Source organism: Lwoffella lincolnii (genome assembly GCF_002014765.1).
Taxonomy (GTDB): Bacteria; Pseudomonadota; Gammaproteobacteria; order Pseudomonadales; family Moraxellaceae; genus Psychrobacter; species Psychrobacter lincolnii.
Genome location: NZ_MUYT01000001.1, coordinates 113952 through 138913, shown reverse-complemented (window position 1 = coordinate 138913; position 24962 = coordinate 113952). Strand labels below are relative to the sequence as shown.

The 24962-nt window shown below is 42.4% G+C and carries 20 protein-coding genes and 1 tRNA gene; 5 read left to right on the top strand and 16 right to left on the bottom strand.

Translation table 11 applies throughout. From position 1 onward, the window contains the following. Position 1: 1 nt before the first annotated feature. Both B0682_RS00715 and holA read left to right on the top strand, forming a co-directional pair. Positions 2–619 carry an LPS-assembly lipoprotein LptE gene (locus tag B0682_RS00715; RefSeq protein WP_078306186.1) on the top strand — a complete coding sequence of 206 codons (618 nt, stop codon included), beginning with the start codon at positions 2–4 and terminating at the stop codon, positions 617–619. Between the two features lie 38 nt (positions 620–657). Beyond that, a complete protein-coding gene (gene holA, locus B0682_RS00710; protein WP_078306185.1) occupies positions 658–1713 on the top strand; it encodes a DNA polymerase III subunit delta in 1056 nt (351 codons plus the stop codon). 70 nt (positions 1714–1783) lie between these two features. Here holA and B0682_RS00705 read toward each other — a convergent pair whose 3' ends face one another. From B0682_RS00705 to exbB, 4 genes are all read right to left on the bottom strand, one after another. After that, on the bottom strand, positions 1784–4306 hold the full coding sequence (locus B0682_RS00705; protein ID WP_078306184.1) for a TonB-dependent receptor: 2523 nt from the start codon (positions 4304–4306) through the stop codon (positions 1784–1786). Between the two features lie 121 nt (positions 4307–4427). Then, a complete protein-coding gene (locus tag B0682_RS00700) occupies positions 4428–5393 on the bottom strand; it encodes a TonB family protein (protein ID WP_078306183.1) in 966 nt (321 codons plus the stop codon). Then, a complete protein-coding gene (locus tag B0682_RS00695; RefSeq protein WP_158077835.1) occupies positions 5390–5782 on the bottom strand; it encodes an ExbD/TolR family protein in 393 nt (130 codons plus the stop codon). Before B0682_RS00695 ends, B0682_RS00700 begins: the two co-directional genes overlap by 4 nt. A 34-nt stretch (positions 5783–5816) precedes the next feature. Further along, a complete protein-coding gene (exbB, locus tag B0682_RS00690) occupies positions 5817–6242 on the bottom strand; it encodes a TonB-system energizer ExbB (protein WP_078306302.1) in 426 nt (141 codons plus the stop codon). 328 nt (positions 6243–6570) lie between these two features. On the opposite strand from exbB, the gene B0682_RS00685 reads away from it, so the two are divergent. Then, positions 6571–7869 (top strand): sensor histidine kinase, encoded by a 1299-nt coding sequence (locus tag B0682_RS00685; protein WP_078306181.1) that lies wholly within the window; start codon positions 6571–6573, stop codon positions 7867–7869. A gap of 108 nt (positions 7870–7977) precedes the next feature. Next, a complete protein-coding gene (locus B0682_RS00680) occupies positions 7978–8580 on the top strand; it encodes a response regulator transcription factor (RefSeq protein WP_078306180.1) in 603 nt (200 codons plus the stop codon). Between the two features lie 201 nt (positions 8581–8781). On the opposite strand, the gene B0682_RS00675 is transcribed toward B0682_RS00680, so the two are convergent. From B0682_RS00675 to B0682_RS00660, 4 genes are all read right to left on the bottom strand, one after another. Beyond that, positions 8782–9048, bottom strand: a complete 267-nt coding sequence (locus B0682_RS00675) for a hypothetical protein (protein ID WP_078306179.1) — start codon at positions 9046–9048, stop codon at positions 8782–8784. 33 nt (positions 9049–9081) lie between these two features. Then, positions 9082–15099 carry a DNA repair ATPase gene (locus tag B0682_RS00670; RefSeq protein ID WP_078306178.1) on the bottom strand — a complete coding sequence of 2006 codons (6018 nt, stop codon included), beginning with the start codon at positions 15097–15099 and terminating at the stop codon, positions 9082–9084. A 301-nt stretch (positions 15100–15400) separates the two neighbouring features. Next, entirely contained in the window at positions 15401–17347 is a 1947-nt protein-coding gene (locus B0682_RS00665) for a flotillin family protein (protein ID WP_078306177.1), read from the bottom strand. A 166-nt stretch (positions 17348–17513) separates the two neighbouring features. Further along, positions 17514–18185, bottom strand: coding sequence for a DUF1449 domain-containing protein (locus tag B0682_RS00660; RefSeq protein ID WP_143823213.1), 672 nt, complete (start codon positions 18183–18185; stop codon positions 17514–17516). Between the two features lie 169 nt (positions 18186–18354). Between B0682_RS00660 and B0682_RS00655 the strand changes: the two genes are divergently transcribed. Further along, positions 18355–18431 (top strand) — tRNA-Val (locus B0682_RS00655). A gap of 225 nt (positions 18432–18656) precedes the next feature. On the opposite strand, the gene B0682_RS09460 is transcribed toward B0682_RS00655, so the two are convergent. The 8 genes from B0682_RS09460 to B0682_RS00620 all read right to left on the bottom strand — a co-directional run bounded on the left by B0682_RS09460 (position 18657) and on the right by B0682_RS00620 (position 24793). After that, positions 18657–18833, bottom strand: a complete 177-nt coding sequence (locus B0682_RS09460; protein ID WP_158077834.1) for a hypothetical protein — start codon at positions 18831–18833, stop codon at positions 18657–18659. 889 nt (positions 18834–19722) lie between these two features. Continuing rightward, positions 19723–20775: a minor capsid protein gene (locus tag B0682_RS00645; protein ID WP_276206609.1), complete on the bottom strand. Its 1053-nt coding sequence runs from the start codon at positions 20773–20775 to the stop codon at positions 19723–19725. A 9-nt stretch (positions 20776–20784) separates the two neighbouring features. Then, on the bottom strand, positions 20785–21342 hold the full coding sequence (locus B0682_RS00640; protein ID WP_078306174.1) for a hypothetical protein: 558 nt from the start codon (positions 21340–21342) through the stop codon (positions 20785–20787). A gap of 114 nt (positions 21343–21456) precedes the next feature. After that, positions 21457–21579, bottom strand: coding sequence for a hypothetical protein (locus B0682_RS09700; protein ID WP_276206604.1), 123 nt, complete (start codon positions 21577–21579; stop codon positions 21457–21459). After that, complete coding sequence (locus B0682_RS09455) at positions 21576–21764, bottom strand: hypothetical protein (RefSeq protein ID WP_078306173.1); 189 nt, start codon at positions 21762–21764, stop codon at positions 21576–21578. The genes B0682_RS09700 and B0682_RS09455 overlap by 4 nt, the downstream gene beginning before the upstream one ends. A gap of 101 nt (positions 21765–21865) precedes the next feature. After that, entirely contained in the window at positions 21866–23125 is a 1260-nt protein-coding gene (locus tag B0682_RS00630; RefSeq protein ID WP_078306172.1) for a phage portal protein, read from the bottom strand. A 2-nt stretch (positions 23126–23127) separates the two neighbouring features. Continuing rightward, positions 23128–24351 carry a PBSX family phage terminase large subunit gene (locus B0682_RS00625; protein WP_078306171.1) on the bottom strand — a complete coding sequence of 408 codons (1224 nt, stop codon included), beginning with the start codon at positions 24349–24351 and terminating at the stop codon, positions 23128–23130. Then, positions 24335–24793, bottom strand: a complete 459-nt coding sequence (locus B0682_RS00620; RefSeq protein WP_078306170.1) for a terminase small subunit — start codon at positions 24791–24793, stop codon at positions 24335–24337. The genes B0682_RS00625 and B0682_RS00620 overlap by 17 nt, the downstream gene beginning before the upstream one ends. Positions 24794–24962 lie beyond the last annotated feature (169 nt).

Here is a 24962-nt window from a genome sequence, read left to right as displayed (position 1 = left end):
TATGGTTCGAATGACTTATTTTGGTGTTATTCGGTTATTCACCGTCTTTGGATTATGCCAAGCCTTGTCTGCTTGTGGCTTTCATCTGCAAGGTCAACAGCCCCATGCGTCAGCAAACACCCATATGTCAAATATCAGCACACAATTACCTGTGCTGATTGACGCTCAGACATCTAAGTCTGCTTATGCCCTGCGTTTAAGTTTGCTAAAACAACTGACTCGTTATGATGCTGATGCTCATATTGCCGACACAAACGACCAACAGGAGCAAGCCACGTTAGCCAGCTTAGGGGTGGAGGCCGCTAACCGAATCAGCATTGACGATGTGAGCATTCAAAAATATCAGCTGGCCGGACTGCTTACCGAAGTGCGTCTGACCATGACTGCCAAAATACGTTATCATATACACAATCATGTACACAATGTTCATGACACACCAACCACGCATGATGGCACATTCACCCATCACCGAACATTGATGGTTGAGCGTAGCTATCAATACAACCAAACTTCAGTCAGCGTAGAAGACTTGCAACGTACCCAAACCGAAATTGAGTTATATCATGCCATGGCTCAACGCATCGCTGACCAATACATTGCTTTATCAACCTTAAAGTAGCCCTGATACAAGCAGTGTGTCCCAAACGGTAATTGCTCATGAATCAGCCTTTTTTAAGTGCATTTGATGCCATCAATTCTGCTAACACAACCCTAAGTCCACTTGGTTTTTGGTTGGCACACGGCGATGAGCCATTACTTCAGCAATGGTTTGCTGATGCTCTGTTGGCACAATGGCAACAGCTTGGGCTTAGCCATCAACGCATTGAGCTGATTTCTGCCAAGACTTGGTACGATGTCATCAGCGAGCTGAACAGCTTATCATTGTTTGACTCTGCCAATGCAGTCATCGTCTTAGGCAATCACAAACCTGATAAAGATGCCATCACCCAGCTGACTGACATGGCATCGGCTTCAGCATCGATGTCAGCATCAATAGCAACCGCACAAAGCTCCCCATCACCTACTTTACTTTGGTTAACTGACAAATTAGACAAACGTGGCTTGGCTGGTAAATGGGTCGCCCCATTTAAACAACATGGTCAAATCGTCGACTGTCGTATCCATGACGAACGGCAACGACAACAAATTTTAGCACAGCAAGCCCATCATTTTGGCATACAGCTATCACCTCAATCTTGGAGCAGACTGCTTGAGCAAACTCAAAACAACTTGCTTGATGCTTATCAAACCTTGTGGCGATTGTCTTTTTTATGGCAAGCTGACGAACTTAATAAGCCGATTAATGACGAGCAGTTACAAGCAGGGTTGGTCAGCCACAGTCAATTTAGCGTCTATGATTTGTCCCAAGCGATATTGCTAGGCAACGCTCAGCAAGTGGTAAAAATCGTTCATGCTTTAAAATACGCCAAAGAGCCAGAAAGTCTGGTACTGTGGGTGTTGGCAAAAGATGTGCGACTGTTACAACAGCTTGTTAGCGGACAATCGATGCCATCATTAGGCATCTGGCAAAGTAAACAGCCGTTGTACATCTCAGCACAACAACGTCATACGCCTGCCAATATCAACAGCTGGTCTACTCAGTTATACCACTGTGACCAAGCCATTAAGGGCGTTATCAAGCAACCTGCATGGGAGATTATTTTACATTTGGCACTGGACATGGCAGGCATGCCCATTTTTGCCAAAAAATAAACACCCAGCATGACGCTGGGTGTTTATTCGTTTCTCATTCATTCGTTAATCAACTGATAAAAACAGCGGTTTAGAATTTATAATTTAAGCTGGCAAAATAAGAACGTCCAGCCCCATAAATGGGTGTTCCCCAGTTGTTCGTTCCATTACCCAATTCTTGATTCATCGACATGGTACGACCTTGTCCCATATATGCACCACCCAAGGGTAAGGCATATTTTTTATCCAAAACATTGTCAACACCAACAGTAACTGTCATATTTTTCCAGTCATAAGCTGTGCTTAAGTTTAGCAAGCCATAACCTGCTGTTTTTAGTTCATTACGGGGGGCAGAAACTTTATCTTTTGCCGTAACACCAACAATCTCAAGCTTATTATTCCAACCCTTTTGTTGATGAGTGAGAGCCAGCTTGGCATTAAGTGGCATGATGTTGTATAAAGGGCTGTTCGTTTGTGTGTTTTTGCCATCGGTATAATTAAGTGATGTGGTAACCGCAAACACCCCTGCTTGATTATCTGCCAACTGAACATTTGCACTGGCATCTAATCCATAGATACGAGCTTTTTGATTGGCATAACGCATGATATTATATTTGCCTGTTTCATTGACTGCTTTGGGCAGATTATTGTTAGCGTCCCATTGCACGGCATCAATATAATCATTAATCTGGCTATAATATGGCGTTAATGTCATCTGCCATTTGTCATTGCTGTCTTTCCAGTCTAAGGTAACTGCAAGCTTATTGGCAGATTCAGGTTTTAGGTCAGGATCACCAAAATAACCATTACCATCGCCTACCGTGTTGTTCATGCCTGCCATCATGCCAAAAGTTGACCAAGTGTATCGTTCATACAAACTTGGACTACGTTGCTGATGGCTCAATCCAACTTCTATGTTACCTGTGTCACTGAGTTGCCAACGGTTAATGATGCTGGCGTTCCAGTTATTGTCCGTTTTTGTCAGTTTGCTGTTATTAAACTTAACGGCATCACGAGTTTGGTTCAGGCTATCTGGCCCTGACATCACGGTTGGTGCGGTTGCACTGTTATAGCCGTGTATCGGATCTGTTTGGGTCTTGATATTTTCATATCTTAATCCAAGCAGGCTGGTCCATGTTGGGCTGAATACTTTTTCCCATTCACCATATAAACTGGTACGTTGACGTTTACCGTTGTTAATATTTTGAAAATCATTGGGACGCATCAGACCACCCGATGCCGACCACCAGTCATTTAATTGATAATTTTGGTATTCTAGCCCACCTCGTATGTTGGTCTTGTCATCAAATGTATGTGAAGCTTTCAGATTGATGCCTGTGGTGGTGCTTTGAGTGTGCATTGGCATGCCACTGGCACATGCTGGTGTCATGGCAGGACCACATAATTTGCCATTATAGCCTTTATCATCTGCCATTGATGCTGGACCATACCAGTAGCGTTTATCGCCCCCAAAATCCATAAAGTGGTCAACATTTTCACGGTAGGCTTGAGCTTCAAGCGTTCCCCAGTCTAAATCGCCTAAATAGCGTAAGTTATAACGGTCAAGACGGTTATTTAGCATGTCCATGCGTTGATTGGGGTAAAGCTGTTTTGGAACATGTTGCCAATTATACCCAAACTGCCATAAGTGATTACCAGTCAGATACGCAACATCAAGCGATTGATTTTTGGTTTCAAAACCAGTAGATGCAACCACATCTTTGGCAATATGTTGTCCTACATTGCCAGACTCAACATAAGTTTTAAAATCTCCACCCGCTTTATAGTTATTACCTTTGGCATAGTCTGCTTTATAGTTAAGGCTAACATCTTCAGTTGCTGTGGTGATGCTGACATTAGCACCACGTTGATTGCCATTACTGCGATAAAATCCGCCAATCTCACCTGATGTTTCAAGTTTGGTGTTGCCCAACTGCAATGACTTTACTTGTGATGGCTGGGCTTGTGATGGCTGTGGTTCTGCCAGCTTTGCTTGCAATGATGTTGATAATGTATCAGTCGACGGTCTGGCATCAGCGTCATTGGTTGGGTGTGGTGTTGCTTTTACCCCTGATTTGGGTTTGGCAAATGTTGGTTGTGCGGTCTCAATCACAATGGTTGAGCCGATACTATTACCTGACACACTCACAGGCGTTACCCCAGTGTACACTTTGGCTGTTTTTATCGCTGTTGGTGCAACATAAGATAAGGGTGAGTTCATGTGATTGGGGCATGAAGCAATGCTATCCACACCATCTACCATGATACGCAAACGGTTATCTGCCAATCCTTGAAAAACAGGCAATGCCGATACTCTTCCTGCTGATTGCACATTCATACCTGTCAGAGCCGTCAAGGCAGTGGCAGTGTCACTGGTCTTACTTTGTTGCAACTCAAGATTTTTTGCCCCTAAATCTGCATCGTTGGCAATCGAAGGGGTGGTTGGGTCATTTTGCAAGCTGGCATTGACCACAACATGGGTGATATTTTGATCATCAATCGCAACATGTGATGTGCTTGCTTCATGTGCATGAGCAACTGATGCTTGTAATATGGCCAACGTAAGCACACTTAAACCCATGCGGGAATGATGTTGATACGTATGTTTTGACATAAATCTCTCCTTGTTAACACTGATAAAAAATTGACCAATTCAGACATACCTGCATTCATCATAACGGATTGTAACGGATTGTAACGTTACTATCCTTTAAAAATGAAATGAAACACTTGTCCTAATCACTCAAAATATAATCCACATAAAAATCAAACCCAAAAGCATGGTTTATTTGTGGTGGTTCACGGCTTTGGTTGGCTGCTTTTTGAGCCGCTTGCAATGCGGCTTTATCAAGCTGACTTGAGCCTGTGCTTTGCTTGACATCACAACAATGAATGTTACCATTTGCCATGACATGAACACTGAGTAACGCACTGCCTTGGATACCTGCCTTACGAGCATGACTGGGGTAGCGTTTATTACGATTAACGTTTGCGATAAATCGGGTTTTCCATTGATTCACATGGTCAGTTTTTGGGTTTTTTACTGATTGAGTATCTTTTGTTTCATCGGTTGTTGTTTTATCGGTTGTTGTTTTATCGGTTTTGGATTGTAACTCTGTTTTATTCTCATCTTTTTTTGGTTGCTCAATTTCTTGGGCGTTGGTAACCACGTTGGCTGTATCAGTGTCAATATTTATCTCATCAACTGAGTTTTTTGACATATCCATGGATTGCTTATCTACTGTGGCTGTTGCTGTTTTGATTGGGGAACTGATTGAAGCGTTGGGCGTTGTCATCATTGCCTGTTTTGTGCTTGTCTCTTGGTTTGTCATTTGATTTTTCGTTTGATTTTTTACTTGATTTGTCGCTGTGTTTTTTTTAGGCTTTTGTGTTTTTTGAGCCATTGGTTTTGCCAATGTGTCCATGTCAGACGTTTGATAGACCGCTTTAAGGGGCTGTTTTTGGGCTTTGGGCTTTTGCAAATGGTCTGTTGTGTCAATTTCTTTTTGATGCACTGATTTTTGATGCACTGATGCACTAGGCTCAGATGTCATGGTTTGCACATCAACCCAGCGAATTGGTTCGGTAATTGGGCGGGTAGCCAAAGGTGGTGATGGCTGATTGAGTAATGCCACGCCAGCAACCAAACTGCCATGTAAGGCAAGTGATATTAACCAGTCTGAATAAACCAACTTTGTCATCGCTTGACCTCAAGGCTAACTTGGCTAAATCCAAGTTCTTTAACGTCATCAGATAAGCTGACAAAACGAGCCAAAGCGATGTTACCATCTGCTCGTATGGTCAACGCTTGATTTTTATCCAAAGTTTTTAAGGCGTGGTTTAAATTTTTGATGGGTTGGTCGTTAAGATAAAGTTGGTCATCTTGTGTGATTGTCAACACATAAGAAGTGGTGGGCATGGCATTTGATGCGGTTGTCGATTTTGCCAAATCGACAGGAATTTTACCATTCACCACAAAAGTTGCTGTGGTTAAAATGATGGTCAGCAAAACCAGCATCACATCAACCAAAGGTATGACATTGATATCACCAAATTCTTGGGTTAAGTCGTCAAAATCTGAATGTGCCATGGATATTGACCATTTCATTATTGATTACTTGTCATTATTGACCATTTAATTCATCAAAATCTGCCAACTTTTCTCGCACTTGACGTGCTAAAAAGTTATTGATAAACACACATGGAATGGCAACGGCAATGCCCATGGCAGTGGCTTTAAGCGCAAAAGCAAGCCCTGTCATGATGGATTTAACATCAATATCACCGCTTTCACCCAGTGTCTGAAAAGTCAGCATGATGCCAAAAACCGTACCAAGTAGCCCAATATATGGGGCATTGCTGGCAATAGAACTGATGATGGTCAAACGTTTGGTCAGATGTTTTTGTAGTTTGGCTCGACTATGATATTGCCTAACCACAAGATGACGATAAAACCGCCAACGCTCAATTGCCACCGCCATGGCAAGCATGCTCATTGCCAATAATAAGCCTAAAATCGCATACTCAACGATTAGTTTTAATAATGGCATGTTTGACATCACAACCCTGCCTTGCTTTCATTGTGTTGATTGATTGCATCGTGTTTATTAAAAAGCGACATTCACATTGCCTAGCTTGTGATTTATCTGTGATTTATTATATATTTAAAATACATGTTTTGACTGCGACAAATTGTCGCAGTTAAAATCCACTCTTTTAAACAAACCCAAAAAAGACCAGAAAAAAAGACACAGAATAGACACAGAATAGACACATTGAAATCAAATGATGAATGGCAATCAAATCATGGCATCAAGTAATCTAACAATCCAACACCGTATCAACATAACACCGTATCAATAGGCAACAATCGTATTTATGATGACCCACTTAAACTTTGTATCTAAAGCCCCATGGATAGCTCGTGGCACATGGGTTATCATCATGCTGATTTCCTCACTTTTTGCCGCTCAATGGGGAATAACAAGCACACAGGTCAATACGTTATTAATGGTGAGTGGGCTTTATGCTCTGGTTGTTATCTTTGCTTATTTTTTGTGCCAACCGATGAGCCATAACAAGCAGTTTATGATTTTTGCCTTGGACTTAATGGCGTGGTCACTTTATCTTTATCATTCAGGTGGCGCAAGCAACCCACTGATTACCTTATTTCTAACCATTGTGGCAGTAACCTCACTTGTGCAAAGCACTCGCCATATTATCGGCATTGCATTACTGTCTATCATGGCATACATGATGTTATGGCATTTTTATCAGCCTTTGATGATGCCTCATGACCACCAAAGCTCAGAAAAGTTGCATTTACTTGGTATGTTTGGGGTATTTGTGTTTGCTTTAATGATGTTGACAGCGTTAACCGTTTATTTTAAAACAGCAATGGGTCGCAATTACCGAGCATTGCAGCAAGCCCAACAAGCCATTCATCAACAACGCCGTGTGTTAGCCGTCAGCAGTCTTGCTGCCAATATTGCTCACGAAATGAGCACACCCATCACCTCCATGCAATTATTGACCCAACACATCGCCAATCAGCTAACTGAGTTAGATGACGATGATGAATTATTAGAAGACATTGATTTATTAAAATCACAAATCAATCTGTGTCATCAATCATTAAACCGCTTAAAGACCCACATTCAACATCAAGAAACTGAACAAAACTGGTCTTTATCATCAAACACAATGACCACACAACTGGATAAATTGTTACCAAAACTCATCGCAGACTGGCGATTTTTAAATCCCCACATCAACATAACGCTTCCCCCATTCACCACACCAGTTCATGTGCATATCAACGCTGAACAGCTTTATTCCATCATTGTTAATGTCCTAAATAATGCCGTTCAAGCAGAAGCAACTGATATTAAGGTACGCATAGAATATGCCCAATCTGTCATCATTCAGATAAGTGATAATGGCAATGGAATAGAGCTTCACAAAATTGCTAAAATCAAAGAACAACAACCAATCAAGTCTGATAATGGTTGGGGCATGGGATTAATGCTGGCTAAAATCATATTAAATTATGTCGATGGCGATATCAGTATCCAGCACACAACAACACCTAAAAACACAACAACACCCAAAAACACAACAGGCACTCAAGTCATCATCAAGCTTGCTTACAGTGAATCTTGCCTCAATATTAAATAACACCTGTTGATAATTCATCACCCAATGAACAATTAAAATTTAATGCACCAACAAAGCCATTTTAGGTTTAAAAACATCGATTAATAAGCAGATTAATGAGAATATTTTATGAATCAGCATCAACCATCTCAATTTAAAAATGCTCAAGTTAAAAATGCTCAATCTAAGCAGTCTAAACATTGGCTGGTGATTGATGATGATTTGGTGTTTTGTCGTATTTTAAAAAAATCTTTAATCACGCTAAATCATAGCGTCATGACCGCCAATGACACACGAACCGCCATGGTATCTGTTCATCAATTAACACCTGACTACATCATCTTAGACCTAAACATTGGACAAGAAAGTGGCATTAATTTAATCAACCCACTTCTCACGGTCGCACCACAAGCCAAAATTTTGATGCTGACAGGTTATGCCAGCATTGCCACCGCTGTCGCCGCTGTCAAACTGGGCGCTCATCACTACTTATCGAAACCTTGTGGCATCGATGAGATAATAAAAGCCCTTGATGTTTCACCCGATACTGATTTATCAGCACCGATAGACGAACGGCTCTCTTTAGAACATCATGAATGGGAATATATTCATCAAGTATTAGATGAGTGTCAGGGTAATATCAGTGAAGCTGCTCGAGTACTAAAAATGCACCGCCGTACCTTACAACGTAAGTTACAAAAGAAACGTAAAATCGTCATAGAGTTAGACTGAGTTAAATTCATCTTGAATAAAAGAAACAATAGAGCCTTTCCTAAACCTGACTAACCGCCCAATATAATTGCAGTAGGATTATTACTTGCAGATAATTTTGAAAACTTGCCGTCATCAATAATTTCATCTGCAATCAACTTAATTTCTTTATATGATACAGAATACTGATTTTTGGCTTCTCTTATTTATTTTTCATTCATACTATACACTTAATAATTTTTGAAAATAACCATATTTATTATCAAATTCACTTTTTGTTTCATAAATTTCATTGACTGTTTTTGATGAAAGAGAATTGATTGTATCAATAATTTCAATATTTAAATCTCTTATACCATTTAAAATATTGGAATCAATATACTCTTTTGAGTATTTAAGTTTTCTTAATTTAGATTTTATTAAAAACAAATGTTCTGTTGCTACTTCAATAACAATACCTTTCTCAATCGTCATCGCTTTTTTTACCATAATTATCTCCAAATTGCATAGAAATTACTTAAATTACTCTAAGTCATTAATGATTTGATTCAGCCGTGCCAAATTCATGGCGATTTGTTTACCACTGTTATCGGTACTGGCATCTAGGCGTAATTTTTCATCCAATCTTAACAGCAAGCCTTGCAACGCTTCTAAGGTTTTTTGTAGCAACATCTCGCCTTGGGGTGTTTGTAATGTGCTTTGTGGCAATGTGGTGCTTTGTGGCAACGTGGTGCTTTGTGATGTGTCAGTCATATGCTGCTGTTGCCAATGAGTGATGGCTTGCCGTGCATCGCTCAGCTGGCTGCTCACTTGTTCAAACCCTGTCATGATGCTGTGCGACAGTTGTTGGGACAGTTGCTCAGATAGCTGGTCTTGCTGGCTGTGTCTGATTTGCTGGTTTTTTTGCTGTGCTTTTTGAGTGGCTTGTTGGTTCTGTAGCAATCGCTCACCTGTTTGATGCAAACTGTCATTGATTTGGGCAAATCCTGACACCAAGTCCATCAACTGCAACACAATTTTGTTGCCTGTGTCGCTGTCATCACCGCCTAAGGCTTTGTTGCGTAAAAAGTCGGCTTTGATTTGTTGCCAACGCTGTTGTTGCGGTTTGCTTAGCCGTCCACGCAATTCATTGAGTTTAAGTAGGTTGCTTTCTGCCCCTTGGGTCAACAGTTGCGATTCACCAAGATAATGGTCATCAATCAGCTGTTCAATCTCAGCATCATTCATCACTGCTGAGAGTTTTTCGGTCATTTTATTCATGTTGCGATAACTGCCTTGTAGTTTAAAGGCAGGTTCGGTGCGGTATTTGTCTTCTTGCGATGCTGATGCGATGTATGTTTGATTCACCTTTAATATCACCGATTGAATGCGTATCATATGGCGTAATATGGCGACCATCTCAGCGATTTCACTGCCAGCATATGGATATGACAATTCTTGTGTTGGGGGTTTGCCATACGCCCTGTCAATCAGATGATACACGTCATTCATGTTTCGATTGACCAACACAGACAGCACGGGGTGACTGGTTAAGGCGTTTTCTAAATAACTTAAGGCAAATGCGTCTTGCATGCCACCCAAAATATCACCAAGGTTATAAATATCAGCACGGTTGGCAAGCATGTCAGGCACTTTAAACAAATCACCGCTTTCGGTATACGGGTTGCCTGCCATGACCACACAAAACTTTTTGCCACGCATGTCATAGGTTTTGGTTTTACCTTGCCACACGCCATCAATGCGACGAGTGCCATCACAAAGTGAGATGAATTTTTGTAAAAACTCAGCATGGGTGTGTTGGATATCGTCCAGATACAACATGACGTTATTGCCCATCTCAAACGCCAGATTGATTTTATTGAGCTCTTCACGGGCTGTGGCATTGGGGGCTTGAGCAGGGTCAAGTGAGGTCACATCATGCCCAATCGATGGGCAGTTGATTTTCATAAAAATTAAGCCCAAACGGTTGGCGACATATTCCATCAACGTGGTCTTGCCATACCCCGGAGGGGATATCATCATCAACAGCCCCATCAAATCAGTACGTTTATCATCACCCACCGTCCCCATCTGTTTGGCAAGGTTGTCCCCAATCAATGGCAGATAGCTTTGGTTAATCAGTTGGTTACGCACAAACGATGACAGCGGTCTGGGTTGAAACTCGTCCAGTCGTAAGACTGCCCTGCTGTCATGCAAAATTTTCGTGCGTAATTGTAGGTACTCTTGATAAGCAGGGATAATGTGATGCTGATGCTGATACAAACGATTCATAAACGCATCGACCACCAATGACAGCTGTTGTCCTTTGTCATGAGCGCCATGAGCATTGATGCGACGATGGTTACCCAACATGCCTGTTACCGTTACCTGCAAATCCAACCCACTGACCGACCGCTTAAAATCTGGCAATTGAGCCATGTCATCTAAGATGGCTTGTTGGGTTGCTGATGGGTGTGGGTTAAATGATGTTTGTTGGTTAAATGCTTGTGATGCTTGGGGCGTTGGTGATGCTGGTGATGTTTGTAACGTTTGTCGTTGCTCTGGGCTAAGCTGGGTTAAAAATATGGCAACCGCTTCTGGCAAATAATGCGTGTGCTGATGTTCATCATGATTTGTCTGTTTGTCGTCAGTTGGTTTGTCTGTTGTTAAGTCATGGCTGGTGTCATGTGGCGTATTTTGGTGTGCTTTTTGCCTTATTAGGGCTTCAAACCATGTTGCTAACAGGTCATATGCTGATTTTGGGGTGGTGATGAGCTTGGCGGTGGCGGTATAAAGCTGAGCCAAACTTCCATCAACTGAACGTTGTAACTGTTCTAGTAAGTGCTGATATAACTGCTGAGCTTGACCACTGGTTTGCCAAATGATGGGTTGTTCCACTCGGTCAACCTGACCCATCTGCTCCACCAAATATTGACACGCTGGTTGCACCAGCTGTTGGTTAAAGACCGTGTGTGTATTGACTGAGATGTACTTATCATGACCATGACAGCTGGCAACAAACTGTGCCATCAATGGCATCATCTCTGCCACCAACAATGACTTGGCTGTATCACTGCCCAAGATTTGCTGTAGCTGACGGGCGGTGATGGCTCGGTCTGTCCATGTGTGCGTCTGTGCCAACTGCGTTTGGCTTAGCCAACTGCCATGCCAGTCAGCAAATGATTGGTTTGGAAGTTTATGATTTGTTATTGTGTTTGGTGTTGTGTTTGTTAACGTGGTTGGTGTTGTGTTTGTTAACGTGGTTGGTGTTGTGTTTGTTAACGTGGTTGGTGTTGTGTTTGGTATCGTCATATGACTTGCCAACATTAACTGCCGATAAAACAGCTGTGCCAACGTACGCACGTTGGGGGTATAAATCAGCAAATCTGCATCTTGCAACACAGGTAATATGTGCTGTAATATCAAGGTGGCATCATGATCATGAATGCCTTTTTCATAGCCCATCTGATAGCGAGAGGTGGCATAATCTCTGACCAGTTTTGCCAATGCCCCATCAGCACGATACGCTGACTGGCTGGCTGATTGATGATGGGCTGTTTGTGATTGATGTAAGGCATCATATAGCTTGCGTTCGCTTAAGTTATCCAGCCCTTTTTTGGCACTGTCAATGATGCTGTACGCCAAATACTCAGCTCGATACACGTCTGTTGATTCAGATGCCACAGTCATCTGCCAAAAAGGCTGTAGGGCATTGAGTCTGGCATCGTCAACACGTTGATAATAATCCGTACCTGTCAGATGCAGATTCATCACCTGCTCACCATTGGTAGCGGTGCGTGTCAACAAAGTTAAATCCAGCGGTTGGGTGTTGACAGAAAATCTGTGCTTACCCAATTTGATGATTTGTCCGCCATCTTCAAACAAATCTGCCTTGTCTTTTAAGCTTTTAAAACTGTCCGTTTGAATGGCTTTTAGGTGTGCATCAATGTCATCGGCCTTGACACTAAAGCCCATTTGTCTCAGCTGTTCGCTGACTTGTCGCACCTTTTGTACCAAGCCATCAGAAACAAAGTAGGTATTTAATGCGTCTTCATCGCTAAATCCTGTGCCAGCATTACTTTGGGTGCGTTTTTTGATGCTCTCTAGCATCCGTTTTGCCCCATCTTCTAGGTTTTGGGCTTTGCGGTTTTGGGCATCTAACAGCTGTTGCTTATGGTTTTCAAAGGCATCAAAAACTTCTTCACGTTTGGTGATGATATCACTTAAAAATTCATCATACTCGCTGAATTGACTTTCTAATTCTTCTAACTGTACCAACAATCTGGCAAGCTGTTCATCGGATTTTTCTGGTGTGGTGGCGGTGGATAACGCATTGGTAATCGATTGACCAAACAGCTTAAACTGAGCGGAAAACTGAGCCACCGCTTCAGCAGAACCAAAGTGTTTGCTGGCATGGTTGAGTTTGGCTTTGGTTTGGTTAAGGCGGGCATAAATGGCGGAAATGTCATCGATGATTTGCGTGCGTAAAGTGGCATCAGCTATGTCCAATGTGCCAAGCAATTCCGTCAGCAAATCAAGCCCGCTGGCAGTGTCATTAATGCTGTCCAACACTGGCATCAGCTCAGCTTTGGTCTTAGCGGTTTGTAAACGCTGTTCGATGTCTGCCAATGTGGCTTCATAGCTGGCTTTGGCATCATCACCGCTTAAAAAAGCCACCGTTTGTCTGGCAAGCTGTTCTTCTGCTTGGGATATTTGTGCTTGTAGTTGGGTCAGTTTATCGCCGTCAAGATAACGCAACGTCTCTAAGCCAGCCAGTCGCCCTTGCTGTTGTCGCAAGGCAGATAACTGCTTAATGTGGTCATCTATGCTCTCAAAGGTGGTCATTTTAATCTGACGAATGCGTTCATCAACCGCTTGCTGAGCTTGGTCTAAGGCAAGTTGCGTTTGTTTTTGAATGCTTTGAACTTTGATGAATTCATCAATCACCAACTCACTGGTGTCCATGATTGTGCGGATACTCTGTGCCAATTCATCAAGCTGTGGTTCTGCCAACCAATAATAATCATCAAACAGCTTGCTTGTGGTGTTCACCAGCTCTTCGTACAGTTTTTGCGAAACGCTTTGATTGCCAATCAGACGAGTAACGCCATATAAGTCTGAGATGCCACGCACCAACTCTTTGTTGCCAATTTTGCCATAAAAACTGCGACTTTCTGGTAACTGGCTGACATAGTCTGATGACGCATAGGGGGTTTGCCAAATCTGCATCGGATGAATGCGTGATGGCTCGGGCTGGTCATTAAACAACACCAATAAACCATCTTCTGCCAACGCATAACCATTACAATAAATGGGGTTTGCCAGTTGTTTTTTTATCAAATTGTAGCCAAACAACCCCATCACACCACTGACCACGTCATAAAACAGATACAACACATCTTCACCATTGGGGGAGATGATTTTGCGTTTAAAGCGTAACCCTTTGGCTTTATCATCTGTGCCAAACAGCTTATGCTCACCAGTTTGAAGGTAATACCCCCCTGGGAACACAATGCCATGGTCTTCAGGCAACTGCACACACGACTGACCAATGGCATCTAGTCTGAGTACTGTCTCGGTCAGCGTGTTGTATACCAAATGGCGAAACTGCTCTTCTCGATATGGCAAAATCTTGAGCAAAATCAGATTTCCCACCTTGGCATAATAAATTTGAGCATCAGTCAGTGATTGAGTTTGGTCATTAACAGGCTCACTATAAATACCCCGCCCCGACTCGGTGTTGTTCTCAATCTTGATGGTCAACTTACCTGCCACCGTCTCAACAAACACCGTGTCTAAGATGTTCATATGCGGGTGCTTGCCATTGACCATCTGCTCTCGAGTGGTCAGTATCCAATCAAAATCATGTGGTGGCGGTGGCTCAATGTCTCGTTCACCACGATTATCAATATAGTCAACCTGCCTGCCATCACTGCTGATGCCAAAACGAAATACCCTAATGTCGCTGACGCGCTCACCTATTTGAAAAGCAATGAGCAGTTTGCCATCTTTGACGATTAATTGCGTCAGTTGGGTATTTTTGTAATAGCGATATAATTCATGAAAATCCTGCACAAAGTTGGCTTGGTCTAAAAAACTGCCTGCCAAATCCACCGCTTCTAATGTGTGGTTGTCCGCCTGTGTTGTGTCCGATTTAACATCATCTACATTGCTGGCATTGCCATTGATGGCATTGTTGGCATTGCTGGGGCCATCAGTTGTCAAGCGATACAAACTCAACACATCAGAAACATGGGTTTCTTTTTTTAGCCCCATAAAGACGTTATAACCAAACAGCAAATACTCACCAACCTGCACCATGTCTCGTGCCACACAGTTATGCTCGGTACGAATGCGAGTGCGGGCAATCACCTGCATTTGTGAGCCACCGAACTCAGCCAGACGTTGCTCGTTTAGAGCTTGGGTTAAATCATCAAGCCGTTTGCCCTGCTCGGTTAAGCGTTTTTTAATCACGTCATAAGCGTTACCTGACGCAACCGCTTGCGACTGAGCATCTAAGTCTTTATTTTCGCTGGGAGAGGGGTTATTTTTACGTTCCATTTTGTCTCTTTTGTGGGTTGTTTATTCTTAACCATGTTTATGATTAAAGCGTTTTGTCATTAAAGCATTAATATGTTAAAAATCACCATAACAGATGGACATGACATCACTCAAGTGAGCATCTTCATTTATCAAGATGAAATCTTAAACCATGGTTTGAGCAATGATTAGACAGTCAGTTTGTGTTGGTTGAATTTGCATCATCTCTTTTTTGTTAACCGCTTTTTGTTAAACACCTTTGTAACCAGCTTTTATGACGTTTGGTGTGCTTAAACCAAATGGCACGTATTTATGCACTTTTTTATTCACCATTATGTTGAACGGTCTGTTTATCAACTTTGTTCACTTTATTGGCAATGACGGCTTCTATGAAGCCATTTAGGGTGCTGGATTTGTCCGCTAAGCCGTCAATGGCTTTACCAATAGACAATGATTTTGCAAAGTTGTTAAAGAAGTGGTCTTCACCGCCAACAATGTCAATGTTGGCTTTTTGTAGAGCGGTTGCTAAGACTTCGGCATTTTCTTTGGCGATTTCTTTGCCAGCTTCGATGGATGCCAAGGCTTCTTGTAGGGCAGTCTCTAGACCCATGCGATATTCTTCATGCTCTCGTGCTTCCTTGCTCATGCTACCCATGGCGTTGAATTTTTCCACCAGACCATCGGCTTCCGCTTTGAAGTGTTCACGAGTCACTTGGGCTTTGGCAAGTCCAACTTCACGCTCAGCAGCGGCGTTAGATGCCCCACGTGCGGCGATGACTTCGGCATCTGCCATGCCTTTTTCACGCTCAGATTGGGCTTGAGCTTGCCCTGTGGCACGGATAACATTGGCTTTGGCAATGCCTTCTTTTTCTAAAGACACCGCTTTGGCTTCAATGATGACAGCTTCAGCAAGACCTTTGGCGGATTCTTGTGCTTTGATGCCTTCTGCCAGTTTGATTTTAGATTGAGCGTCTTTTTCAGCGGCTTGTAGGTTGGCTTCTGCCAAGGTGGTAATTTCTGTTGCCTTGTGCTTGGCGGCAAGCTCTTCGGCTTCTGCTTTTTTGACTTGACGCACTTTGGCTTCTTCAGCTTCCGCTTCGGCAGCCAAGACTCGGGTTTGTTTGGCTCGGTCGGCTTCACTGATTTCACGCACTTCTTTGATGCGTTCTTCTTCTTGTGCCACCGTTTTATCCACCGCCACCCGTTCACGGATAACGTTGGCGATTTCTTTTTTCTCCATTTCTACGGCACGTTCGGCTTCGATTTTTTGCAATTCAACTTCACGCTCACGAGCGACAATTTCTAGCTCACGGGCTCTGGTGACTTTTTCTTCTTCGATGACCACCGCCCGTTTGCGATTTTGTTCCGCCACTTCTATCTCACGTTGCTGGTTTTCACGTTGTACTGCCAAGTCTTGCTCAACAATGATGATGGCAGTTTCAGATTTTTTGCGTTCTTCTTCTTGGATTTTGCGGGTTTCGGCTTCTTCACGAGCCACCACAGATGCAATTTCTCGTTTTTGTTTGGCTGCAGCATCGGCCTGTTGACGCTCCAGTTCATACATGGCTTCGGCAGTTTCAACGTTCTTTTTCTTAATTGCCAGCTCTTCATCACGTTCTAATTCATTGGTAACCACGTTTTGCATGGCGGTTAGCTGGGTGATTTTTTTGATGCCTTCAGCGTCTAAGATGTTGCTTGGGTCTAGGGCAGTTTTTGGCGTTTGTTCCAGATAATCAATCGCCACATCTTCTAGCACATAGCCATTTAGGTCATTACCAATTTCTTGAACGATTTTGTCACGAAATTCACTGCGATTTTCAAATAATTTGACAAAATCAATCTGCTTACCCACAGTCTTTAAGGCTTCTGAGAATTTGGCGTTAAACAGCTCATTAACCGCCACTTTGTCCGATGCCCTGTCCACACCAACTGCTTTGGCGACTTTTAACACGTCCTGCTCAGTTTCATTGACTCGCAAATAAAACGCCACGGTGATGTCAGCACGCATGTTATCAGCACAAATCAAACCTTCTTTACCCCGTCTGTCCACTTCCAAGGTGATGAGCGAGATTTTCATCAGCTCTTTTTTGTTAATGACTGGCCAAACAAAACCACCGTCAAACCGAACAGCGATTTTATTGACACCATTGATGATAAGTGCCGTGCCTTGTTCAACCTTATAATAAAAAGCCTTAAGCATCAAAAGCATCGCCATGATGACCACAAACACCACCACGACAATCGCCGCTAGCAAAAATAAAGTGTGCATAACCGCTCCCAATCTGTGTGAATAATTAAATAAATGGTTAAATAAATGATAAATGATTAAATAGATGATAAATGGTTAAATAAATGGTTGTTAAATAAATAATTAATAGTTAAATAAATAATAGTTAAATAAATAATTAATAGTTAAATAATTATTAAATGTCTCATTAGTCAGTAGATTCATTAATTTTTTGTATTTGATAAACATTTTGCTGTTGGTCATATGCCACCAACCGTACGTTATCACCTTGCACAATGATGCTGTCATCACCTGTCAACTGACGCACCTTAAATATCAACCCTGTACCCCCATCTTCTAGCATCGCTTCACCATGACGGTCATTGACGGTCAGCGTGCGGACGACTGCCGTTTGCCCCAAAAAACTTTGTGCATGGCGTTTAGGAATGTTGGCGATATGACGTCGAATGGGGCTAAGCATCAGCCCTGTCAGCCACATAGACACCACCAACACCAGCACCAATGCCCCTGTGCCAAAGGCATAATGTAACACACCATGACCAAATTGTGCATGTAAAAAACTGCTATAAAAATAACTTAATACCCAACCAATCAACGCAATGCCCGTTAATATCACCACCAACGGCACACCATACAACCCAAATTTAAGCAAAATTCCTGACAACAGACCAACACTGGCATTACCAGCATCACCAATATCACCGATGTCGCTAATATCACCAACATCGACCACGTCCATATCAACAAAGCCCAGCAAGGCAACCAGCCAATATAAAGTTACAAACAAAACTAAAGCGGTAAAAAAAACCGTAGGATAAGCACTGATGTTATTGATAAAGGTCTCAAACGCTGTATTCATAATCACCCTTTGCATGACAGTTTAGCCTGATTGTTGATTGTATAACAGGCAAAGATATTGTATAACAGGCAAAGATGATTTACTCAAATTTCGTGGAATAAATATTTAAAAAATCAACATAAAATGGCTTGCAAAGTGAGTTTTTTTCGCTATAATAGCCAACCTATATAGGCATATAGCTCAGTTGGTTAGAGCACCACCTTGACATGGTGGGGGTCGCTAGTTCGAATCTAGTTATGCCTACCATATTTAAACCCTGTAATCTCAATGATTGCAGGGTTTTTTGTTTGTCTAGGTAGGCTTGGCGGATAAATGCTTGTTGTTTCTACCGTTTTTAACGCCAATTAAACAGACTTGACAAAAAAACAAACCACTTCCAAACTCTGTTTTTTCACGCATACCGCCCATCACTTGATGAGCGGTTTAATGCTGTTTTTTGATAAAAAATTTGATGATAAAAAAGCCAAGCAATCACACAATGTCATCAAGAATTGTCATGATTACTTGGCTTTTAGGGTATTGTTTACTATAATACAACACATCAAGCAAGGGTGGTAGGACACCCAAGCCTGATGGGTTATCCGCCACCGACCAAGTGGTGGCAACCTTAGGAGATAAGACAATGAAAACGCTCTTCAAAGTTATCATCACTGTTATCCTGTCCTGCTACTACTCTACTACTAAGTAATAACGCTTACTAAGCAGGTAGCCTATAAAGGCTGGGGCGGTGGGCTTCGCCATCGCTTCACTCCTAAAATCTAAACACAGCTTAGCACAATTTAGGAAAAATTCAAATGCCCAAGATTGTCAAAAATCCCAAAACCCGCGCCCAAATCCAAGCCGACAGCGACGCACGCCGTGGGGTCAAGCAAATTGGCTTTAAAGTCCCCAAATAATTTGCCCAACTGCTTGATAAGCTTGCCAAACAAACAGGCAAAACCAAAAACATCATCATCATGGAAGCAGTTCATGCCTATCAAACACGCATCAACCACACCGACTGACCACCAAACATGGCATTGACTTTATCGGTTATGAGATGGTTTTTGTTATTTTCACATCACTCGTGAAGACACTCGTCATGACCATCGATGGTGTTCTGTAACACGCACCAAATCAGGGTGTATATAATCAGGGGTCATGGTTACCACCATTTAATCACACGGCTTAGCAAGCTTAACCCCAACACACAACAAAAACCCATTATTCAGCACAATACGGCTGGCAGGCTTTAAATCAATGACGGTTTGAAATTGGATTTTCATGGTATTTCTCCTATTTTAAGGTGGCGATAATTTACGCTGATTGCCACACCAAAATCATCAAAATAATTGCCAATACAACGCCCCAAAAGCCATATTTATCAATTAACGCTTTGATTATTTCACCAATTCGTTAAAATGTTCCATCAGTCATCAATCCTTATGCCATGGGATTGATAATAAAAAAGCCTAACGACTGCAATCGTCAGGCTTTTTTGTTGGGGGGTTAACTTTTTAAGTTTTATAAAGGCATTTTCATCATTTTATGATACGCATCAGCTTTGCTTTGCCGTAAAGACTCTATCTCTGACTTCGTCAGGTGTTTTACGAGAGTTAATGATGAATTTTGCTTCGGATTCTGTGAGTTTTGTGAAGTCATATCCAAAGGTTTCTTGCCACCAGTTTTCAAGCTCGCCATACTTACTCCGTAATCCATCTAATGTTTTAGTATCCAACCTTAATTGGGCAGAATACTGTTTACCTGTTAAAGCATAACTACCAATAACGCCGCCGCCTTTAGATTCAATATGACCTTTTAGGGCAGCAAATGTTCCACCTTGCGTCTGGGTATCATCAACCATAATAACATTTTTACTATTGATACTACCGCTAAAACTTGGTGAATTTGCCAATCTATACCAGCCATCACTGCCACTTCTTGAAACTTTGACAGCTTGCACAACGTTTAAATCAACTTTTGCTCCTAGTTTTCTAGCTAAAAAAGTCGCAACAGCAACAGGTATCATGTTTCTACCTGTTTGCTCTTCTGCATGCACTGGAGCAAAAACTACTTTTTTATCACCAATCAAGCTACTAAGTTTTGAAACAGCGTCATCACTGATTAAATCTTTAGCCAATAAAAACGCACTTTCAACATCTCCCGCTTTTGCTTTAGCATAATTTGGGTGACCTGTAGCATCACCTAATTTTCTATCAATAATTGTATCAGGAAAATTACCCCAATCTGTTCGCATACTTTCTCTCTTGGTATTTTGCGTAAATTGTAACACAGTTTCAGTATTACGATTAACTTTCTCCTGCTCTGCCATCACATCTTCAGGCGATTTACCCCCCATCAAATGCTCGGTATAAGGCTCAGCCACACACCGACAGCGAATCGGTTGCCCTGGGTGTCCATCGTCAGGCGGATTATCCCAAGCAAACCGCCTACCATCACGCAACACATGCTCATGACGCACACGCTCATCTTGGCTGGTACGCCATGTATAATGCGTGATACCAAGTTTTTGCTGACACACTTGTGATAACCTACTGTTTATCTTACCCAACTGGTCAGAGGCAATCAGCCTAGCACGATTTTGACCAATGACATGAATTCACCCAAGCTCATCTGCCAAATCCTGATGAAGCGTACCACCTTGCAAACTTGCCATCACCGCCTTTTCAACACGGTCAAAATATTCTTGTGGGATAGACTTAATCAAACCCACATTCGCCTGTATCGCATCTGCCACCGCTTGCTGTAAGTCTTCATCACGCATCAGTCCATTAAAATCAATGCCCGTTTGTTTGCGTAACAAATCTGCCAGCTGTGTATCACTTGCCTGTTTTTGGGTAAAGACGATTTTAGTGGCAAGCCCATTGGCAACATTGACCACACGCCCTGTGATTAACGCCCTTAACGCATCAAACAAAAACTTAAACCTATCAAACAGCCCATCAGCCGCCGCCATTTTGCCATCGCCTATGTGTGGCGTGGTAAGCGGCATTAACTGTCTAACCGTTTCGCTGTGCATATCGTCCACGATAGTCAGCAAGGCTTTGGCATACATCACTTCAATCTTGCGTGAGACGTAAATGGGTCTTGACTTGGTTTTTCGTCCACGCTTACGCTGATGGGCTTGTGTTAATATCGGCTGTAGCGAATTGAGCATACTAACGTCCCTGCACTGCTCGGATAATCTCTGGACTGGCAAACAACACCAAACCAAACGCAATCAAACCAATAATGGCACAAAAACGCTTCATTTCCATCTTGTTTACCTTGTTTATTTAGCATTTAAAAAAGCCGTAACAGCAATCACAAGCCCTGTTAAACTTGCAATCACAATAACAATGGATTTTTCCCACGCCATGATGCTTGCCACTTTGCCTGTATCTTGTTCGCTCATTTTGTTGCCAACGAATAAGCCCACATAACCAAAGCACCACTAATTCCAATAGACAAAATAAAAAAGATTGACCATATCGCCCAAAAGCGTTTTGTTTCAAGTTTGTTTGTCATATTTACAAAGCCTTTTAGTAAATTATCAGAATTAAAATGACTACTATCAATTGTTATGTTAAAATCTAACACGAATTTTAATCCTTATCACAGCTAAGGGTTGAAATTAAAAAAGCCAAACTATTTGCGGTAGTTTGGCTTTTTGCTTTATGGGCATTGTGTTGTGGTTTTAGTTAGGTTTTAGTTGGCATTTCTTCCAAACTCTCCAATAGCCTGATATGGCTTTCATCAATCACCGTATAAGTCCCCTCTTCCATCAACTGCTTAGCGATTTGAGCTTCAGTGATGATGCCAGCTTGCAAATATTTAATGTCCCTGTCCGCATTATTTCGCTCCACATCTGAGCGGGTCTTTTCATCAAGTTGCCAAAGGGGAGCAAAACTGAATGTTACCTTAGGCAAACCAAGATACCCACACATCATCGCCAACAACTTATCAAGAATGGGGCGTAAATACCAATTTTGATAGCCTGCCACCGTGTCATAATAATTGCGTAAATCATGCTCCCCTGTGGCGTTTAACCCACTTGGCGACTGCCCAAACAAAATCGTATAAGGCATGTCCGCCGCCCCTGCCGTCTGTATGGCAAACTCACGCATCAAATCAGGCAACCCCCCAAAATTATAATGCTTACTGTCATACTCTTCTGCTTCCTTATCCAGCACCAGCATGCCATTATTTGACTTCATCAAACCAATCAGATTAAAACGTTTTAGCACCACATCGCTGTTGAGCTTGATTTGCTGCATCAAATCTTGAGTTTTAATCACATCAACCTTACTTTCATGAACAAGGCTTGCCACATTGGCATTGACACTGGCAAAACGCAACAGCTCACTGTACAAAGTCTGTAGCACACTCTCACCATCGTCCCAAACCACTGGCAACACACGGCTATGATGAATAAACCCACTGGCAATCTTAGCATCATGTTGCAACTGATAATAAACAGGCTCATCTAAAAACCCCCCTGCCTCTGACACACTTAACCGCTCACGAGTGGCAATCAACTGGTCCACCCTTAGCACCGTCATATAACCAAGGTTGATTTTACCCTTTGATAATGGCATGACCAACTCTTGATTGTCCGCCACTCCCAACAACACATAGCTCTTACCATGCAAGCGTGCCAACTTTAACGCCGCTATCAAATGCTCATTGAGCTTAAGCCGTGCCATCTCACGCTCAAGTTTTGCCAACTGCTTACCATCAAGATTGTTAAAATAATACCCTTGACGAAACATATCCTGCACAGGGCGGTTAATGATTTTTTTAGCGATGCTGTCAATTTTATACAAATTATCCAACTCAAAAACCGACCGCTTGGCATACCAAGCAAAGTCATCATGCAAAGCCTTATCTCGTTTTGTGCCAAGATTGCTGACAAAATTCACCAAAGTACTGTCAGCAATGTTCAAGAATTTATTTAACATGGCTAATTAATATGCTCAAATACAGACGAATGAACCCCACGCTTCATATTGCGTTCGTGGGCATAACGTAAACTATCAATGACGTGATTATGGGCATCAACAAGGGTAGGCAACACCGTATCTGACAGCCTATCCACCTTATGACGGTATAAACGAAACTCTTGGGCGGTTGCCATGCACCGTGAATGAATGACAATTTTTTTAAAACTCTTTAAATAAGCAATGCCATCTTGCACACTGCCACGCCCCTTATCACACGCCCTAACATAAGGCAACCCATGACGCTTTAAATAACTGATGCTCTCAGGTCTGGCATTATCCGCCACCAGCACATGCTCTGCCACATCAGGCAACGCTTTCATCACCGCCACCACCGTATCATCAATCTCAAGCCCTACCTGACTTATATCATGCTCAATGTACAAGCAATCATCAGCCACCCATGACTTACTGCCAGCGGTTGGGTCTTGAGCAAAGCCAAAATCCAAACCAAAATAAGACCCATGCCAGCCCTGCCTTGGGACAAAATCTTGTATCACAAACTTATCTTTAAACACCTGAGCATCGCTCATCTCAAGATAAGCCCCTTCCCATATCCATTTATACGTCGCATCATCAAGGCGTTCACGATCAGCCAACCGCTCAACATCAAGCACCTTGGGAAAAAACGGATTGTCTTGATAATTTAGCTTAACAAGCTTATCATGGCGTGTTTGGCGAAACCGCTTATCAGTGGCACTGCCACGGCTTTCAGGATTCCAAGTAACCCAAATCTCACTGCCATCTTCACGCACCGTTGGAATAAGCTTCGCCCACGCCTTTTCACTGACATTCTCCGCCTCATCAATCCAAGCAATCAAAATACGAGCCTTAGACTTTAAGCTATCAAGATTGTGGCGTAACCCTGTAAAAACATAGCTGACCTGACGATTCTTAGTGCGTATGTACTTCTCACCCACATCAAAATAATCATCAAGCCAAGACACACAACCGATGGCTTGCTTAATCTCTTGCATTGAACTGTCTTCAAGCGAATTCATAAACTCACGCCCACACAAAATCACCCCACTTTGACCCATCTGAGCAAACTGATAAGCACGCACCGCCGTCATCAACGCAAACGAGCGAGTTTTAGCACTGCCATGCCCCCCATACGCCCCACGATAGCGAGCCTTACCCAAAAACACAGGAATAAGCTTGGGGGGCAACTCAATCTGAACTTTCATCTTTTATAAAATTAGCGTGGTCAATGGGGTCAATATTAGGAGCAATCAGCTCAATGACCATGGGCTTAACCGTCATACTACCATCACTTGACGTATGGTCTATCGTTTGCTTATCCAAGCCGAGCAGCTTCGCCTTACCCATGGTGGCAGACACAGCAGACGCAGACTGAGGTGGCTCACACGCCAAAGCAGCCATGCGAGCTTGTTCCAATTCCGCCAACAAATCATCAACCGTCAAATCATGACGCTGTCTGTGGCTTGCTTGCAACTCATCAACTTGTCTTTTAATCTTATCCATGGCTAACAACTCAGATGCCTTACGGTGAATGGTGGTATTGCTCATATTATCAGCATGATAACTTTGGCGATAAGCTTCAGACGCATTGCCAAGCTCCACATACAACTGACAAAAGCGTGTCTGTTTTGGCGTAAGTTTCGCCATGCTTACGCTCCTTTTTTAAGATTTTTTCAAACGCATAAAAAGCAAAATCCCCACTTAAACAAGTAGGGATTTTGATAAAAATTTATAAATAACAACAAAAAAGGCGATGACCACCTAAGTCATCACCTTGTTGCAACTTTTTTCAAACATAGTATAACTTTAGCAGTCT

Bases quoted from the DNA above. Each gene is read 5' to 3' on its own strand.
- B0682_RS00670 (WP_078306178.1), bottom strand. From the start codon at position 15,099: ATGGAACGTAAAAATAACCCCTCTCCCAGCGAAAATAAAGACTTAGAT.
- B0682_RS00700 (WP_078306183.1), bottom strand. From the start codon at position 5,393: ATGACAAAGTTGGTTTATTCAGACTGGTTAATATCACTTGCCTTACAT.
- B0682_RS09460 (WP_158077834.1), bottom strand. From the start codon at position 18,833: ATGATAACTTTGAAGAGCGTTTTCATTGTCTTATCTCCTAAGGTTGCC.
- B0682_RS00715 (WP_078306186.1), top strand. From the start codon at position 2: ATGGTTCGAATGACTTATTTTGGTGTTATTCGGTTATTCACCGTCTTT.
- exbB (WP_078306302.1), bottom strand. From the start codon at position 6,242: ATGCCATTATTAAAACTAATCGTTGAGTATGCGATTTTAGGCTTATTA.
- B0682_RS00630 (WP_078306172.1), bottom strand. From the start codon at position 23,125: ATGTTAAATAAATTCTTGAACATTGCTGACAGTACTTTGGTGAATTTT.
- holA (WP_078306185.1), top strand. From the start codon at position 658: ATGAATCAGCCTTTTTTAAGTGCATTTGATGCCATCAATTCTGCTAAC.
- B0682_RS00660 (WP_143823213.1), bottom strand. From the start codon at position 18,185: ATGAATACAGCGTTTGAGACCTTTATCAATAACATCAGTGCTTATCCT.
- B0682_RS09700 (WP_276206604.1), bottom strand. From the start codon at position 21,579: ATGAGCGAACAAGATACAGGCAAAGTGGCAAGCATCATGGCGTGGGAA.
- B0682_RS00705 (WP_078306184.1), bottom strand. From the start codon at position 4,306: ATGTCAAAACATACGTATCAACATCATTCCCGCATGGGTTTAAGTGTG.
- B0682_RS00685 (WP_078306181.1), top strand. From the start codon at position 6,571: ATGATGACCCACTTAAACTTTGTATCTAAAGCCCCATGGATAGCTCGT.
- B0682_RS00675 (WP_078306179.1), bottom strand. From the start codon at position 9,048: ATGGTAAAAAAAGCGATGACGATTGAGAAAGGTATTGTTATTGAAGTA.
- B0682_RS00680 (WP_078306180.1), top strand. From the start codon at position 7,978: ATGAATCAGCATCAACCATCTCAATTTAAAAATGCTCAAGTTAAAAAT.
- B0682_RS00695 (WP_158077835.1), bottom strand. From the start codon at position 5,782: ATGGCACATTCAGATTTTGACGACTTAACCCAAGAATTTGGTGATATC.
- B0682_RS00665 (WP_078306177.1), bottom strand. From the start codon at position 17,347: ATGCACACTTTATTTTTGCTAGCGGCGATTGTCGTGGTGGTGTTTGTG.
- B0682_RS00640 (WP_078306174.1), bottom strand. From the start codon at position 21,342: ATGCTCAATTCGCTACAGCCGATATTAACACAAGCCCATCAGCGTAAG.
- B0682_RS00620 (WP_078306170.1), bottom strand. From the start codon at position 24,793: ATGGCGAAACTTACGCCAAAACAGACACGCTTTTGTCAGTTGTATGTG.
- B0682_RS00625 (WP_078306171.1), bottom strand. From the start codon at position 24,351: ATGAAAGTTCAGATTGAGTTGCCCCCCAAGCTTATTCCTGTGTTTTTG.